Origin of the sequence: Streptomyces sp. XM4193 (assembly GCF_023072595.1) — a bacterium.
Taxonomy (GTDB): Bacteria; Actinomycetota; Actinomycetes; order Streptomycetales; family Streptomycetaceae; genus Streptomyces.
The window spans coordinates 262,732-277,845 of the sequence record NZ_JALLGK010000004.1; the positions used below are offsets into that span (position 1 = coordinate 262,732).

The following is a 15,114-nucleotide window of genomic DNA, read 5'->3' on the forward strand; positions in this document are numbered from 1 at the left end:
AGGAAGCCGCTATGCCGCGACAGGTGGAGTACGAGGCGCGCCGCCGCCACATCGCCGACGCCGTCTGCCGGTTGGCCGAGGAGCGCGGGTTGGAGGGCGTCACACTGCGCGATGTCGCCCGGCGGGCCGAGGTCTCGATGGGGGCGGTCCAGCGCTGCTTCCGCACCCGGGAGCAGATGCTCGCCTTCACCCTGGCCCATGTCGGCGAGCAGGCCATGGCCCGCGCCCGCAACAGGCTGACCAGCAGCCCGGCGCAGTCCGCCCGTTCCGCGCTCGGCCACACCGCCCACCAGGTCGCGCTGGTGGAGGAGGAGCAGCGCGCGCAGGCGCGGGTGTGGCTCGCCTTCGTCGCCCAGGCGGTCGTCAGTCCCGGGCTGGCGGAGCTGCTGCGAACCGCCTACGGCCAGGCCCAGGAGTTGTTCGCCGGACTGCTCGCGGAGGCCGACTGCGCCGGTGAACCCGCCCGTGAGGCAAGGAGGTTACTCGCCCTCACCGACGGACTGACGACCCAGGTGCTGGTCGGCCACCTCGACCTGGAGCAGGCACGAGAGGTGCTGGAGGACCATCTGCGCGGACTCTGGCAGGACGCCTGAGACGCCCGCACCGTACCGCCGCGCACCTCCGGCATGGGGTGCACGCGCTCGGCCGCACACCCGCCCGCGCGCTTGCCGAGTCGAGGTGGAGGCCGTCGGCGGTGTCCGAATTCCGCCAGTGCGTACGCCGGGCACGGGCCCACACTGGAGTGGTGATGGACGACGAGAGCAGGTACGAGGCGGTGCGCAGCCGCGATGCGCGCTTCGACGGGGTGTTCTTCACCGCCGTCACCACCACCCGCATCTACTGCCGCCCCAGCTGCCCCGCCCGGACGCCGTTGCGCGGCAACGTGACCTTCCACGCCTCCGCCGCAGCGGCTCAGGCCGCCGGTTTCCGCGCCTGCAAGCGCTGCCGCCCGGACGCCGTGCCCGGCTCGGCGGAGTGGAACATCCGGGCGGACTCGGTCGGCCGGGCCATGCGGCTGATCAATGACGGAGTCGTCGACCGGGAGGGCGTCGGAGGGCTCGCCCGGCGGCTGGGCTACAGCACCCGTCAGGTGCAGCGGCAGCTCACCGAGGAGCTGGGCGCGGGCCCGGTCGCCCTCGCCAGGGCCGGACGGGCGCACAGCGCGCGGGTGCTTCTGCAGACCACCGCGCTGCCCGTCACCGAAATCGCGTTCGCGGCGGGCTTCTCCAGCGTCCGGCAGTTCAACGACACCGTCAGGGAGATCTACGACAGCACCCCCACCGCCCTGCGCGGCGCCGCCAGAACCCCTGCCGGCGGCGACGGCATCAGACTGCGTCTGGCCCACCGAGGCCCCTTCGCCGGCCGGCAGCTCTTCGACTTCCTCGGCCGCCGTGCGGTGCCCGGCATCGAGTCGATGGACGGGACTCCCGGCAGCCGCCGCTACCGGCGGACCCTCGCCCTGCCGTACGGGCACGCGGTCGCGGAGGTGGGGGAGAGGGGCGGCCCGGGCTGGTTGGAGTGCCGGCTGCGGCTGAGCGACGTACGGGACCTCACCGCCGCCGTCCAGCGGCTGCGCAGACTCCTCGACCTCGACGCCGATCCGCACGCGGTGCTGGAGAGCCTCGGCGCGGACCCGCGCATCGGCGACCTGGCGCGGGCGACTCCGGGGCTGCGTTCACCGGGAGCCGCCGACGCCCCGGAGCTCGCGGCGCGCGCGGTGCTCGGCCAGCAGGTGACCGTCGGCGCGGCGCGCGGCCTGGCCGGCCGACTGGTCGCCGCGTACGGCAAACCGCTGCCCGAGCCCAGCGGCACCCTCACCCACCTCTTCCCCGCGCCCGAAGCCCTCGCGCAGGCTGAGCTGGGCGAGTTGGGCATGCCCGAGGCGCGCCGGGCCGCGCTGCGCACGCTGATGGCGGCACTGGCCGACGACCGGATCGCGCTGGACCCGGGTGCCGACCGGGACGAGGCGGAGCGCTCGCTGCTCGCCCTGCGCGGCATCGGCCCCTGGACGGCCGGCTATCTGCGGATGCGCGCGCTCGGCGACCCGGACGTCTTCCTCGCCTCGGACGCGGGCGCACGGCAGGGCCTGGAGCGGCTCGGTGGGACGCCCGCGGACGCGGAACGCTGGCGGCCTTGGCGCTCGTACGCCCTGCACCACCTGTGGAACTCCCTCGCGCCGCAGGAGAGTTCGCCACGGCCGTGACGGGGTGCGGCCCGGGTGCGGGCGGCGGGGCCGGGGTCAGCCCGCGGTGAAGGTCATCCACACCGGGCGGTGGTCGGAGTGCAGCCGCTTCATGCATCCCTGCTGCTGGAGCCGGTACCGGGCGGCGGCGTAGGCGAAGCCGTCGATCCGCCCGCCGCGTGCGCTGCTGCCACTCTTGCAGGCAGTGCCCTGGCGCCAGTTGGTGGTCATGGACAGCTTCTTGTTGACCTGCACCGGGCCCCAGGGTTCGCGCGGCACGTCGAGCGGGTTGTTCCAGTCGCCGCCCGCGATCGGATGGCGCCCCTGCTTCTTCAAGTCTCCCACCAGCGCACGGTAGTTGGCGTTCATGGTGCGGTAGAGCTCGCGCATCTTCGGGTCCTTGGACGCGTTCGGCGGGTAGTGCAGGCCGATGACCGTGTACTGCTGCCCGCCGCTGCGTTCGCGGAGCGTGACCCAGAGCAGATGGCGGGAGTAGTCCGGGCCGCGGAAGGCGAGACGCGACCCCTTGTCGACGGCGGCGAAGCGCTCCTTGTCCCACGCCACCGCGGACGCTCCGGCGGCCCCCGAGGGCTGGTGCACGGCCCATTTGCCCGGCGAGGTCTCCTGATCGAGGATGCGGCCCACCTCGCGGGTGCGCACTTCCTGAAAGGCGGCCACCTGCGCCCCGGAGGTGGCCACGTGACGGAGTTGGGCGCGCGCCTTCGCACCGGAGAGGGTGAACGGCACGTTCGCGGTCACCAGGCGCACCGGCTCGGCCGCGCGGGGCGCAGCCTCCGGGGGCGCGGCGGCGGACGCTCCTTGCTGAAGGCCGGCCGGCGCCGTGAGCAGGGCCGCGGCCAGCAGACCCGTCGCGGCCCTGGTGCCACCTGACTTCGCCATCGTGCTGCTCCCGTCGGTCGTCCCGCGCGCTCCGCACTGCGGGGAGCGTAGCAACGGCGGGCCCGGTCGGTCATCGCAAACGAAGACTGCGTGACACACCGAAGTGCTCGCGCGGCAGGGCGGGTTGAGCGGCCACGGGGCAGCAGCCGCCGCTCCGGGGGCCGCCCTCGGCCGGACCGGTGGTACGAGCGCGGCGCGGCGCGATGGACGGCACCGGGCGCGGGCGGGACCGCGAGGGCCAATATCGGCCTGTTGGAAGCTTCTTGAGGAAGAAGAGGTGGCCGGGGCCGATTCTGCGGGGACAATAAGGGCATGAATCGGCAGGGGGACGGGGCCGGAGCGCCCGACTGGTGGAGCGAGCTCTACGAGGGCGGGCAGCTCGACGCCGACAGCGACGCGCAGACGCGCGGGGGGAACGACGCGGGCGAGAGCACCGCGGGGGACACCATCGACGAACGCTTCCGCTCGGCCGCCCGTACGGTCGGTTCCGGCGGCGTCGTGGGACGTCCGAGCCCGGACACGGGCGCGAAACGGGCCGACGAGGCCGCCGCGGGGGCGCCGCCGACACCGGACGAAGGCCCGGCACCCGGCAGGGCCGACCGGCCCACCGACCCGCGCCCCGCCGACCCGCGACCCGGCGACTCCCGCGGCACGGGCCCCGGGAACGCGGAGCCTCGTGGCACAACTCCCCGCAGCGCGGATTCCCTCCCCGCGGACCCCGGGGACGCGGGCCCTCGGGACGCCGGGCCCCGGGACGCCGGGCCCCGGAACGCGGACGAGCGTGGCGCGGGCTCCGGCGCCGTACCGGGCAACACCGGCCCGCTCGCGGCGGGTTCGGGCGACGGCGGCCCGGAGCCCCGTCGGTTCGGTTCACCGCGCGAGGCGGTTCCGCCGGGCGCGGTTCCGCAGCCGGACAGCGGCGGCCCTCGCACCGCGGCGGGGGGCCGGGCGGCGTTCGGACGGGCCGGCGACCCGGCCGCGCAGCGTGGCACCGAGCCGCGCACGCCGGGCCGTGACGGCCCGCGGGAGGCTCCGTTCGTCAGACGCAGAAGCGGGCTGCCGTCGCCCCGGCCCGCACCGGTCGCCGGACCGGCGATGCTTCCGGCAGCCGATCCGGACAGGTTGCACGCGCTGACCCCCGACACCGTGCTCGACGGAGCCCACCACGGGCCGTTGACGGTCAGGGCGGTCTCCACCCGTGGCGATCTGGCCCGCCACCAGGGGCGGCCCCGGGGCGACGCGCTCCTCACCGCCCGTTTCGGCAGCGGTGACTCGGCGCTGCTGGTGCTCGTGCTGGCGACGGGGGCCAGCCGGCACGCGGAGGGCCATCTCGCCGCCAGAGAGGCGTGCGAGGAGATCACGGCGGCGGTCGGACGCAGCCGGCACCGCCTCTCGGAGGACCTGCGCAGCGAACGCCGTGCCTCGCTCAAGTCCGGGCTCGGCAGGTTGACCGCCCGGACACTGGGGCGGCTGCGCGCCAGCGCCGTCGAGCAGGGATACGACCCGACCCAGTACACAGCGGCACTGCGCTGCCTGGTGCTGCCCGCCGATCCGCGGTGTCGGATCCGGTTGTTCTTCGGGGTGGGGGCGGGCGGGCTGTTCCGACTGCGGGCGGGGCAGTGGCAGGACCTGGAGCCGGTCCACCCGCCGGCCCGGCCGGCCATGGTCATCGGTGACGGACCCGGTTCGGGCGGGGCGCTTCCCTCCAGTGCCGCGAGCGCGCTGGCCCGGGTGCCGGTCGATCCGCAGGACCTGCTCGCGCCGCGCACGCCGCCGTTCCTCTTCCGCACCTCTGTCGCCGAGCCCGGGGACGCGCTGCTGCTGTGCAGCGAGGGGATGGCGGAGCCGCTGCGCACCCAGGAGGCGTTCGGCGAGGAGCTGGGCACCCGGTGGAACGCCGCGGCCCCGCCGAATCTGACCGAGTTCCTCGGGGACGCGCAGCTGCCGTCCAAGGGCCACACGGAGGACCGTACGGTCATCGGCGTCTGGGAGCCCGCCGTCGGCCGCTGACGGGCGGGCACACGGAGGGGGTGCGGGGCCGGCGCGCACGCCGAACCCGCACCCCCTCCGCCCGCCGGGCATCGGCCCGGCTAGCCGAACTGCCGCTCGATCGCGGCGAGTTTCTCCTCCAGCGAGTCCAGCCGCGGCCCCGCGGAGCCGTCCTCCTCGTACCCGTCGGTGCGCTGCTCGCCGTCGTACGGACGGCCGTCGTGCCCCGGCCCGCGCCCCGCCTTCCCGGCTTTCCCGCGCTCGTCCTCCAGCCCGCCGTGCAGCGCGGGCCGGGTGCGCACGGGCAGTTGGCCCGCCTCCACCTCACCCTGCTGCTGTGCGGGGATCGACTTGGCGGTGGCGCCGGTCGCGGTGCCTCCCGCGGGCCCGCTCGCGGGAGCGACCTCCAGCTGCACCTGGGGGGCTTCGCCGCCACGGCGCCAGCCGCGGTGCTGCCTGCCCAGCGCCTTGATCCTGGCTCGTTCGAGCTTGTGCTGCTCCTTGCGCCGCACACCCTCCTCGTGCTTGTTCCGCCGGTCCTCGCGGACTTCCTCGACCGCCTCGTCCAGCGTCCGCACGCCCTCCAGCAGCATCAGCGACCAGGCGCGGAACGTTTCTCTGGGTGCGCGGATCCAGCGCACGGCGCGGATCTGCGGCAGCGGGCGCGGTACCAGGCCCTGCTCGCGCAGCGCGGCCTTGCGGGTCTGCTTGAGCGCGCGGTCGAAGAGGATCGCGGCGGAGAGCGACATGCCGGCGAAGAAGTGCGGGGCGCCCGCGTGGCCCGAACCGCGCGGTGCGTGCACCCAGTTGAACCAGGCGGCGGCTCCGGCGAAGGCCCACACCAGCATGCGCGAGGCCACCGAGGCGTCGCCGTGGCTGGCTTCGCGCACCGCGATCACCGCACAGAACATGGCGGCGCCGTCGAGCCCGAAGGGCACGAGGTACTCCCAGCCGCCGGAGAGGTTGAGATTCTGCCGGCCGAAGCCGACGAGCCCGTGGAAGGAGAGCGCCGCGGCCACCCCCGCACAGCAGAAGAGCAGCAGGTAGGAGGCGGTGGCGTACACCGTCTCCTTGCGTCGGCGCCGTTCCTCCATCCGTTCCCAGGAGTCGGCCGCCGCGGAGGTGTCCTCGTCGTCCTTGCGGCCACGCGCGACGAGCGCGATGGCACCGAGGAAGCCGAGGAGCAACACCGCACCCGCCAGCACCCAGTTCAAGGAGACGTCCGCCAGTGCCGCAAGTGTCATTTTCCTGCCCCTAGTTCGGCCCTTTTGGCCGTGGCTACGCTTTCGCGTGGTTTTGCTTTCGCGCCGCATACTGGCCGAAAGTCCGTGAGGCACACGGCGATTCGGCTCAACTCGACGCCAAAGAGCCCTCGGGGAGGGTGAATTGCGAACGAAAGATTCGAACGACTCAGCCGTGCCCGGTCATGCGCTCGACTCTTTCGGCGTCGCAGGTGCGCGGGCAGGTCACACAGGTGTCCTTGGGGCGGAGCGTGTAGAAGAGGCAGCAGTTGGCGCGCGTCCGGGTGGGGAAGGCGTCGCCCTCGGGGGTGAGCAGCTCGCGGAATCCCGCTCCGACGGGGTACGGCGCGGTGGCGCCGGGCAGCAGCTGTTCGGCGGCCTCGATGCCGGCGCGCTCCTGGCCGAGCAGCCGGCCGACGTACCACAGGCCCTCGGTGATCTCGTCCGAGGCGACACCCCACAGGGCGCGCGGACGGCGGCGCATGAGCGGCCCGAAGGCGGAGAGCACCGGCGCCAGATGCTCGGCGACGGCCTGGCGCACCTCGTCGCAGAGCGCCGCCTCGTCCCGGACCACTCTGGCGCCGGGCAGTCCGGCCGCGGGGTCGTCGGGCAGGCAGGCGAACTCGCCCAGGCGCAGGGCCATCCGGCCCGACCGGCGGTCGAAGGCAACGGTGTGAGCGGGCAGCCGCGGCACCCGGCGCGCCATGAACCACGGGAAGGTGATCATGAGCGTGGCCGGCCATGCGTAGCGGTGCAGACCGAAGGTGGCGACCACGTCGCGGCGCGCCTGGCGCCCGTAGTCGCGCAGCAGCTGGTCGGTGTCCCAGTCGAGGAACCCCTCGAGGGCCGGCCCGCCGAGCGCCAGCTCGTCGGTGGTGACCCAGCTCTCTCCCTGCGGAAGCTCCTCGCCACTGCCCAGCTCGAGCACGCGAAGTCCCGGCAGCACCTCGGCGAGGCGCGCGTAGGCGGCGGTGAAGGGCGAGTCCCCGGCCGGTGCGGCGGGGGGTGGCGTGAGGACCGTCAGAGCCATCGGCGTTCCCGGTGTAGCGATCACTTGCAGGTAAGCCTTACCTTACCCGATGTCGCCCGTGTTTGATCTCCCGCACCGGCGGCCTATGGTGCTCATCGGACAATTGGTGAGCGCGAGACGAGCGGCAGGAGGTGCGGATGAGCGAGCGTACGACGCGTGCGGCCGTTCCCGGCCAGATCGGCGCGCCGTCCGAGCCCGCCGCGCGGCCTGCCGTTCCGTCGCCGGCCGCCGCCCCCGCGGCGGAGACCGACGGCGACGGCGGCCCGATACCGGAGCCCGACCCCGTGCGCGCACCGGCGGACGGGCTCGCGCGCGGAGCGGCAGGCGCCTCCCCGGTCCGTACCGGCTCCACCGCGGTGCGCGGAGAGCCCGCGCCCGTGCGCGAGGGCGCGGGCTCGCAGGCCGAAGCCGCACGCGGTGAACACGTCCACAGCGAGCCCGCGCCGCCGCGCACGCCCCAGCGGCACTCGGTCCGCGGGCAGGTGCTCGCGGCGCTGCGCGAGGCGCTGCTCAGCGGGGAGCTGGTGCCCGGCGAGGTCTACTCCGCGCCGCTGCTCGGCGCGCGTTTCGGTGTGTCGGCGACACCGGTCCGTGAGGCGATGCAGCAGCTCGCCGCGGAGGGCGCGGTGGAGACCGTGCCCAACCGGGGGTTCCGGGTCGCCAGACGTACGCCGGACGAGCTGGCGGAGCTGGCGGAGCTACGTGCGCTGCTGGAGGTCCCCACCGTGCTGGCGCTCGCCCGCAGCCGCCCGGCCGGCGTCTGGCAGGCGCTGCGGCCGCTCGCGGAGACCGCGCACCGGTGCGCCGCACGCGGGGACACCGCCGGTTACGCGGTCGCGGACCAGTCCTTCCACCGTGCGCTGGTGGAGCCGGGCGGCAACCGCCAACTGGCCGCGATGGTCGAGGAGTTGTGCCTGCGAGCCTGGCGTGCTCCGGCGACCCCGGAGCGACTGCGGGTGCGCGGCCGACTGCACGGCGCGCTGCTGGACGCGCTCGCAGCCGGAGACCTGGAGCAGGCCGAGACGCTGCTGCGCGAGCAGCTGAGCGTCTGAGCGCACCGCTGCCGGCGTGCTCCGGCGTGCACCCCGGTCGTTCCGACGCTCGGTGTCGCGAGCGTGTGCAGGCGGCGAACGCCCTGCGGCGCCGGGCCGCGCGGCACCGTACGAGCGGGCGGGCTGTACGAGCGTCGCGGGGCGCCGTACGACCGGGCGGGCTGTACGTGCCGTGCGGGCCGTACGCGGCGTGCGGCGACCCGCCCGGGCGGTCAGGCTGCGGCGAGTTGGCCTTCGAGCCAGGTGGGTACGCCGCCCAGCAGCCGGAAGAGGCGCTGTGCCTCGGCCCGGAGCCGGCCGGCCTCCGGCTCCGCCTCCACATCGGCGAGAGAGGCCAGCGCGGGCGCCATGCCGACCAGATAGCCCAGCTCCTCCCGCAGTCTCAGTGACTCCGCGAAGCCGTGCCGGGCCTCGGTCAGGTCCCCGCTGCGCAGCGCGAGGCCGGCCAGATGGCGCCAGGTGAAGGAGGAGAGCAGGGTGTGCTGGTTGGCGGTGGCTCCCGCGTGTGCCCGGCGGTAGGCGGCGCGGGCCGATTCGGGGTTGTCGGCCAGGTGCTCGGCCAGAAGGCCCCGGCGGAAGTCCACCAGGGCCCGTTCGGGGGCCGCGGGCGGGATCAGTGCGGCGGCGCGGCCCAGGGCGGCACGTGCCTCGTCGGAGCGGTCCCGGTTGCCCACCACCGTGGCGGCGTAGGCGAGTTGGCCGCGTTCGCAGGCGGCGGTGCCGCGCGCCACGGGGTCGACGGCGAGGGCTTCCGCGGCACGTACCGCGTCCTCCGCCTCGGCCCAGCCGGCCGCGGTGAAGAGGCAGCCCTCCACCAGCAGGGCGGCGCGGTGGACGGCGAACCCGGCGTCCTGCTCGGCCCGCGGGGCCAGGAGTGCCGCCGCGTCTCCCCAGCAGCCGCGGGAGCGCAGACGCCAGACCGCTCGTTCCAGCGGGTCATCTCCCTCCCCGTAACCCGGCCGTACCGAACCAGACATGGCGGATTCCGCCACAGTGCCCTCCCAAGCGCGCCATTGAGCTCGATGCCAGATCCGCGAGATGTGGGACGAATCTCAGCATGGATCAAGGGGTCTGGCCAAGGGTCTGGTGTGAATCAGTTCACAAACTTCTGTTCAGGGGTTTCTCGCTCGCAAGTGCAACCGTGTCGCCAACTGACGTGGTGGGGCGCGGGGTTGCGTGGAGAATCGGCCAAATGACCTTGGTGCGACCGGGGTTCAACTGCGCGATCCGGTGGTTGCCGCGTACGGCTCCGGCGCGCCGCGGCCCTCTTTCGGGCGGCTCGGCGGTGCGAGTTCCGGCCTCGGCGGGCATCCGGTGCAATGGCCGGAACTCGTCCGGCGTTCACCGATGAGGTGCACAGCATTCCGGGATCAGGTGCCCAAGTGTCCGCACATGCGGTACAAAGGAGTTGTGCCTGCCCGGTGTGCATCCCCCGTCGCACCGGGCAGGTGCTTTTCGTGCCCGAGTGGTCGCGGTGAGTCACGAACCCGCGGGGCCGTCCGAGAATTCCGCCGTCCGGCTTCCGGGCCGGTCGCCACTCCTCGCCGCTCCCCCTCTCCGGCGCCGCTCGTTTCCCGCCTCCCGCTGCCCCGCCGCGGGCGGCAGTCGAACTCCCTGCCGCCCGCAGCCCGTTGACCGGTTCTCAGCGCTCACCCCGGTCGGCCGTGCGCAGCTGATCGCGGGCGATGCGTCGGCCCTCGTACCGCTCCCTGCGGTTGCTCACCTTCCTCAGCAGCTGCCACTCCCGGGTGCAGCCGCGCCGGTGGCAGCCCGAGCAGCAGCCGCGGCGGAACAGCAGCGTCTCGGGGTGCTCCCAGCGGCAGCGCGTGCCGGAGGGTGCCCTGGCGGGCCGGGGCGGCAGATCGCAGTCACCGCCTGCGCGGTGGTCGTGCAGCGGTCGTGGGTCGTGCCGCAGATGGCGCACCCACAGGGGGTCGGTGCCGTCCGTACGGGACATCTCGTTCCTCTCGGAACCCGCCGCCCTCGACCCCGGACCTTCCGGGAGGGCGGCTCGGGCAAGATCCCCATCGCTGTCGCCTCCGGTCGTTGTTCGCGTCCGCTCTGCTCGCGTCCGCTCTGTTCGCGTCCGTCCTGTTCGTGTTCGTCCTGTTCGCGTTCGTCCGACGGCGCGCTCCACCGCGCTGTCCCGACTCCGGGCGAACCCTCCAACGTACCGCACCCGCCGTGCGCGCCGAGGATGTACGGCTCGAACGCACCGTGGTGCTCCGAGCGTTGGTCCGCGATGATGTCGAGGTCATGGCCGAACCCGGCTCTCCCGCGAAGCGAGGGGCGAACGTCGTGCAGAGAATTCCGGTGAGGGCCGCTGTGGCCGCCGCCCTGCTGCCGCTGGTGCTGACCCTGCTGCCCGCCCCGGCGTCCGCCGCCGGGCCGACGGCCGCGCCGCCCCGTGCCCCGGCCGGCGACGCGCAGGAGAGCGCCGCGCCGCCGAAGGTCGACGACGCGCAGTGGACGCCGCCGCTCAGCACCCGCGGACGCTGGATCGTCGACGCCGACGGCGACCGCTTCAAGCTGCGCTCCGGCAACTGGCACGGCGCCAGCGGCACCTGGAACGGGTCGGGCGACAAGGACGACGACGCCAACCACCACGCGGGGGAGAACGCCGGCCGCGTCCCCCTGGGGCTCGACCGCGCGCCGATGGCGGAGATCATCGAGGGCTTCCGCGAGCTCGGCCTCAACAGCGTGCGACTGCCCTTCTCCAACGAGATGGTGCACGACAGCGATCCGGTCGCCGACCGCGCCGTCGCCGCCAATCCCGAGCTGCGCGGCAGAACCCCGCTGGAGGTCTTCGACAGTGTCGTGAAGGCACTCACCGACGCGGACCTCGCCGTCATCCTCAACAACCACACCGGCACCACCCGTTGGTGCTGCGGAGTCGACGGGAACGAGCGGTGGAACACCAGCCGCACCGCGCGGCAGTGGGAGGACGACTGGGTCCTGATGGCCGGCCGCTACCGGGACAACGACCGCGTCGTCGGCGCCGACCTCTACAACGAGGTGCGCCGTGACGTCTGGGACGACCCCAACTGGGGCTGGGGCAACGACCACGACTGGTTCGCCGCCGCCCAGCGCGCGGGCGACCGCATCCTCACCGAGGCCGACTCCGATCTGCTGATCGTGATCGAGGGCATCAACTGGACGGGCCTGCCGGTCGACGGACTCCCGCACGAGCGGCCCACGCTGGAGCCGGTGCGCGAGCTGTCGCACACCCTCGTCGACTCCGGCAAGCTCGTCTACTCCGCCCACTTCTACGGCTACACCGGCCCCCGGCACAGCGGTGCCACGGGCATCGGCGAGACCAGCGACCCCCGTTACCGGGACCTCTCCCCGGAGGAGCTGATCGAGGTCTTGGACCGCCAGGCGTTCTACGTCTCGGGCGAGGAGGGGCAGCACTTCACCGCTCCGGTGTGGATCAGCGAGTTCGGTGTCGGCGGCCGGGACGACACCGACCCCAAGAACCGCGCCTGGTTCGAGAACTTCGTCGACCACCTCGTGCGCACCGACGCCGACTTCGCCTACTGGCCGATCGTCGGCTGGCACCGCGGCGGCGAGGGCAACGGCTGGGGGCTGCTGCACTGGGACGCCGAGGGCGAGCGGATGGGCCTCTACGACGGCGACGACTGGCGGGCCGGTGCCTGGACCCGGCTGATCGAGTCCGAAAGTCGGACCGGGCCGGTGCCGCAGCCCGCACGCTGGTCCCAACTCAGCCCCGACCACGGCGACTTCGTGCAGTCGCGGCGGATGCGCGGGCTGCCGGACTTCGACCCCGGCGCGCGCAAGGCCGCCTGCCCGGACGGGGAGCGGCTGCTCGGGATCAGCCACACCGGCAACCGCGGTCTGTGCGGCGACGCCTCGGGGGAGGGCCTGTGGCAGTCCGACGGCGAGCCGCGTGCCGTCACCGACGAGCGGCACGTCGAGCCGGGCCGAGACTGGGCGCCCGGCTACACCAAACTCCAGTGCCCGCAGGGGCAGATGGTGACCGGCTACGGCGTCCGCGGCGCCCGGATGTCCTCGGTGCTCTGCGCACCCGCCGCTCCCGAGCGGCTCGGCGCCGACGGCCGCACCGTCTGGTTCGACAAGGGCGACGCCCGCGGTGAGCGCCCCGGCGGCGGGGACTTCGCCCGCGGACGCCACAAGGGCCAGTGCGCGGACGACGAGTATCTGGCCGGGGTGGCCCACACCAACCGGCTCGGCTCGGCCGGCACACCCGACGCGCTCCACTGCCGCCGGCTGCGCTGACCGCTCCGTACGCCTCCGAGAGCCGGACGGGCGGGCCCGAGCCCGTACCGCCCCGTACCGCCGAGCCCGTACCGCCGGTCCGGTACCGCGGACGGCCAACGCCCGTACGGTGCGCGGCCGTTGCCCGCCGCGGTCCGTGACGGCCGCACAGCGCGCTCGTCCGCGCCGTCGATCCGCGCCGGGCTGCTCCTGCTCTGCCGCCCACGGGGGCCGTACGAGGTGCGCTCCCTGCGCGGCCCGTACGGTCTGCGGTGCTCAGCTCATCCGCAGGGCGAGGAAGAAGTCGAGCTTGTCCTCCAGCCGCGAAAGGTCACGGCCGGTGAGCTGTTCGATCCGCCCGACGCGGTAGCGCAGCGTGTTGACGTGCAGATGCAGCCGGGAGGCGCAGCGCGTCCAGGAGCCGTCGCACTCCAGGAAGGCCCGGAGTGTGGGCACCAGCTCCGCGCGGTGCTTCTCGTCGTAGTCGCGCAGCGGTTCGAGGAGCCGGGCGGTGAACGCCCGCCGTACGTCGTCGGGTACGAAGGGCAGCAGCAGTACGTGGGAGGCCAGCTCCTCGTGGCCCGAGGCGCACACCGGGCCGGGGCGCGCCGCCGCGACCCGCCGTGCGTGCCTGGCCTCCTCCAGCGCGCCGCGCAGACCCTCGGCGGAGGTGACCGCCGCGCTCACGCCGAAGGTGACGCGGCCGTCCTCGCCCAGTCCGCGCGTCAGCGGTCGGCGTACGGCGCCCAGCAGCCCGTCCGCGTCCAGCGGCCGGCCCGCGGCGGGGGCCGCGCAACCGCCCGTTGCGGCGTGCTCGCCGGCTCCGCCGTCGCCGTGGTGCTCGGGTTCGGAGAGCAGCGGCACCAGCGCCACCGCCTCCTCGCCGCTGTGCGCCACCGCGATCCGGTCGCCGCCGCCCTGTTCGCCGGTCGCCGGGCCGACCAGCAGTTCCTCCAGCAGCGCCTGTGCCACCGGGCCCGGCGGGAAGTCGGCGCCCTTCCACTCCACGGCCGCCACCACCACCTGCCAGTGCGGTGAGGCGTCGAGCCCCGGCAGCAGTACGGGAGTGGCCACCCGCAGCCGTGCGGCGATCTCGGCGGGTGCGGCGCCCCCCTGGATCAGCTCCAGCACCTCGTGCGCAAGCCGCCGCCGCACGGTGCGGGCGGCGTCCCGCTGGGCCCGTTCCGCGGCGATCAGCTGAGTGACGCCGTGCACCAGCTCCATCCGCTCGGCCGGCCAGTCTCCGGCGTCGGCCTCGACGGCCAACAGCCAGTCGGACAGCAGCGATTCGCGCACGTCAGGTGCGGGCGGCGCCGCTTCCGCCGGGGTGCGCACCGGGAAGAGGGAGTACGTGGTGGACGCCGGCGCGCCGCCCGGCTCGGACGGCGCGGTGACCGTGGTGCGGTGCGGTCCGATGCGGCCGGCGCGCATCGCGGCCAGGTGGGCGCCGGCCAGGTCCTGGTGGACCTCGGCGACCGGTCCGCCGGAGACCGAGGCAGGCCCCGCGCCGGCGACCCGGCGCCCGGTGGGGGAGAGCACCCAGGCGCGCAGGTCCAGGTCGGCGGCGAGCAGGTCGAGCACCACCTCGGGACCGCCGCCCGCGGGCCCGGACGTCATCATCCGCCGGTGCCGGTCCACCACCGCGGCCAGATCACCGGCCCGCTCGCCGGAGACCTGGCGCACGACGTGCTCGGTGATGGTGGCGAAGGCGACCTGCTCGTCCACGGTGAACAGCGGCATGCGGTGCTTGGCGCACGCCGCCACCAGATCCTCCGGCACACCGCCCACCTCGGCCTCGCCGGCCGCCAGACCGGCCACCTGGGCGCCGGCCAGAGTCCGGACGAAGGGTTCGGCGTCGGCCGGGTCGTGCAACCACGCCAGACCGGTGAGGACCAGCTCGCCACCGGACAGATACCGGCTCGGGTCCCTCAGGTCGGTGGTCATCACTCCGCGGACCGTGCGGTCCAGCTCGTCCTCGCCGCCGACCAGTCGCAGGCCCAGGGACTCCGTCTCCAGCAGAGCGCGCAGCCGCATCTTCTCGCTCACCGTTTCTGTTGTGTGGTGCTGTGGCGGCACCGGAGTTCTCCGCCACCCAGAGGTTCGTTCGAATCTACAAGACCGGCGGTGCCACCAGCCAACCGCTTCATGCGTTCGGTGACTGCACCCTGCTGTCGTCGCCCCTGTCTACTGGGCCCACACAGCAGATGAACGCCGTATGAAGCCGTACGCCTCCCGGCCCCACCCGCGCCGGCCGGCTCCCGTCCGCGCCGCACCGGCGCATCCCGGGCGGCAGAGAGGAACACAGCGACAGACCGGCCGCGCACCGGCGGCCCCGGCGCTCGCCGCGAGTCTCCCGTCGGTTCCGACGGGCCCGTACCACCCTTGCCCATCCACCCAGTCCCACGTTCTCGGGCCGTCCCCCGCGTCGTGCATCCCAAACCCCGCGTACGCCGTACGTCTCGCGGGCGCCCCTATGAACCTTGG

Annotated in this window: 11 protein-coding genes; 5 read left to right on the forward strand and 6 right to left on the reverse strand. The window is 74.3% G+C overall.

Annotated features, from left to right (window positions below; genetic code table 11):
- Nucleotides 1-11 precede the first annotated feature (11 nt).
- Nucleotides 12-593, forward strand: a complete 582-nt coding sequence (locus tag MTQ01_RS14135; protein WP_247490304.1) for a TetR/AcrR family transcriptional regulator — start codon at nt 12-14, stop codon at nt 591-593.
- A 155-nt stretch (nt 594-748) separates the two neighbouring features.
- A complete protein-coding gene (locus MTQ01_RS14140; protein WP_282613658.1) occupies nt 749-2,203 on the forward strand; it encodes an AlkA N-terminal domain-containing protein in 1,455 nt (484 codons plus the stop codon).
- Between the two features lie 36 nt (nt 2,204-2,239).
- On the opposite strand, the gene MTQ01_RS14145 is transcribed toward MTQ01_RS14140, so the two are convergent.
- Nucleotides 2,240-3,082 carry a hypothetical protein gene (locus MTQ01_RS14145; RefSeq protein ID WP_247490308.1) on the reverse strand — a complete coding sequence of 281 codons (843 nt, stop codon included), beginning with the start codon at nt 3,080-3,082 and terminating at the stop codon, nt 2,240-2,242.
- A 312-nt stretch (nt 3,083-3,394) separates the two neighbouring features.
- On the opposite strand from MTQ01_RS14145, the gene MTQ01_RS14150 reads away from it, so the two are divergent.
- Complete coding sequence (locus MTQ01_RS14150) at nt 3,395-5,092, forward strand: protein phosphatase 2C domain-containing protein (protein ID WP_247490310.1); 1,698 nt, start codon at nt 3,395-3,397, stop codon at nt 5,090-5,092.
- Between the two features lie 80 nt (nt 5,093-5,172).
- Here the strand turns inward: MTQ01_RS14150 and MTQ01_RS14155 are convergent, their stop codons facing one another.
- Complete coding sequence (locus tag MTQ01_RS14155; RefSeq protein ID WP_247490312.1) at nt 5,173-6,315, reverse strand: DUF2637 domain-containing protein; 1,143 nt, start codon at nt 6,313-6,315, stop codon at nt 5,173-5,175.
- A gap of 166 nt (nt 6,316-6,481) precedes the next feature.
- A complete protein-coding gene (locus MTQ01_RS14160) occupies nt 6,482-7,342 on the reverse strand; it encodes a (2Fe-2S)-binding protein (protein ID WP_247490315.1) in 861 nt (286 codons plus the stop codon).
- 137 nt (nt 7,343-7,479) lie between these two features.
- Here MTQ01_RS14160 and MTQ01_RS14165 point away from each other — a divergent pair, with 137 nt between their 5' ends.
- Entirely contained in the window at nt 7,480-8,394 is a 915-nt protein-coding gene (locus MTQ01_RS14165) for a GntR family transcriptional regulator (RefSeq protein WP_247490317.1), read from the forward strand.
- A 212-nt stretch (nt 8,395-8,606) separates the two neighbouring features.
- Here MTQ01_RS14165 and MTQ01_RS14170 read toward each other — a convergent pair whose 3' ends face one another.
- Both MTQ01_RS14170 and MTQ01_RS14175 read right to left on the reverse strand, forming a co-directional pair.
- Nucleotides 8,607-9,386: a hypothetical protein gene (locus MTQ01_RS14170; protein WP_247490318.1), complete on the reverse strand. Its 780-nt coding sequence runs from the start codon at nt 9,384-9,386 to the stop codon at nt 8,607-8,609.
- Between the two features lie 650 nt (nt 9,387-10,036).
- Nucleotides 10,037-10,351: a hypothetical protein gene (locus MTQ01_RS14175; protein ID WP_247490319.1), complete on the reverse strand. Its 315-nt coding sequence runs from the start codon at nt 10,349-10,351 to the stop codon at nt 10,037-10,039.
- A 299-nt stretch (nt 10,352-10,650) separates the two neighbouring features.
- On the opposite strand from MTQ01_RS14175, the gene MTQ01_RS14180 reads away from it, so the two are divergent.
- A complete protein-coding gene (locus MTQ01_RS14180; RefSeq protein ID WP_247490690.1) occupies nt 10,651-12,651 on the forward strand; it encodes a glycoside hydrolase family 5 protein in 2,001 nt (666 codons plus the stop codon).
- A gap of 255 nt (nt 12,652-12,906) precedes the next feature.
- On the opposite strand, the gene MTQ01_RS14185 is transcribed toward MTQ01_RS14180, so the two are convergent.
- Complete coding sequence (locus MTQ01_RS14185; RefSeq protein WP_247490691.1) at nt 12,907-14,664, reverse strand: PucR family transcriptional regulator ligand-binding domain-containing protein; 1,758 nt, start codon at nt 14,662-14,664, stop codon at nt 12,907-12,909.
- Nucleotides 14,665-15,114: the final 450 nt, after the last annotated feature.

What these genes read in the sequence shown, in the direction of transcription:
- MTQ01_RS14135 (WP_247490304.1), top strand. Translation starts at nt 12, where the DNA reads ATGCCGCGACAGGTGGAGTACGAGGCGCGCCGCCGCCACATCGCCGAC.
- MTQ01_RS14140 (WP_282613658.1), top strand. Translation starts at nt 749, where the DNA reads ATGGACGACGAGAGCAGGTACGAGGCGGTGCGCAGCCGCGATGCGCGC.
- MTQ01_RS14145 (WP_247490308.1), bottom strand. Translation starts at nt 3,082, where the DNA reads ATGGCGAAGTCAGGTGGCACCAGGGCCGCGACGGGTCTGCTGGCCGCG.
- MTQ01_RS14150 (WP_247490310.1), top strand. Translation starts at nt 3,395, where the DNA reads ATGAATCGGCAGGGGGACGGGGCCGGAGCGCCCGACTGGTGGAGCGAG.
- MTQ01_RS14155 (WP_247490312.1), bottom strand. Translation starts at nt 6,315, where the DNA reads ATGACACTTGCGGCACTGGCGGACGTCTCCTTGAACTGGGTGCTGGCG.
- MTQ01_RS14160 (WP_247490315.1), bottom strand. Translation starts at nt 7,342, where the DNA reads ATGGCTCTGACGGTCCTCACGCCACCCCCCGCCGCACCGGCCGGGGAC.
- MTQ01_RS14165 (WP_247490317.1), top strand. Translation starts at nt 7,480, where the DNA reads ATGAGCGAGCGTACGACGCGTGCGGCCGTTCCCGGCCAGATCGGCGCG.
- MTQ01_RS14175 (WP_247490319.1), bottom strand. Translation starts at nt 10,351, where the DNA reads ATGTCCCGTACGGACGGCACCGACCCCCTGTGGGTGCGCCATCTGCGG.
- MTQ01_RS14180 (WP_247490690.1), top strand. Translation starts at nt 10,651, where the DNA reads ATGGCCGAACCCGGCTCTCCCGCGAAGCGAGGGGCGAACGTCGTGCAG.
- MTQ01_RS14185 (WP_247490691.1), bottom strand. Translation starts at nt 14,664, where the DNA reads ATGCGGCTGCGCGCTCTGCTGGAGACGGAGTCCCTGGGCCTGCGACTG.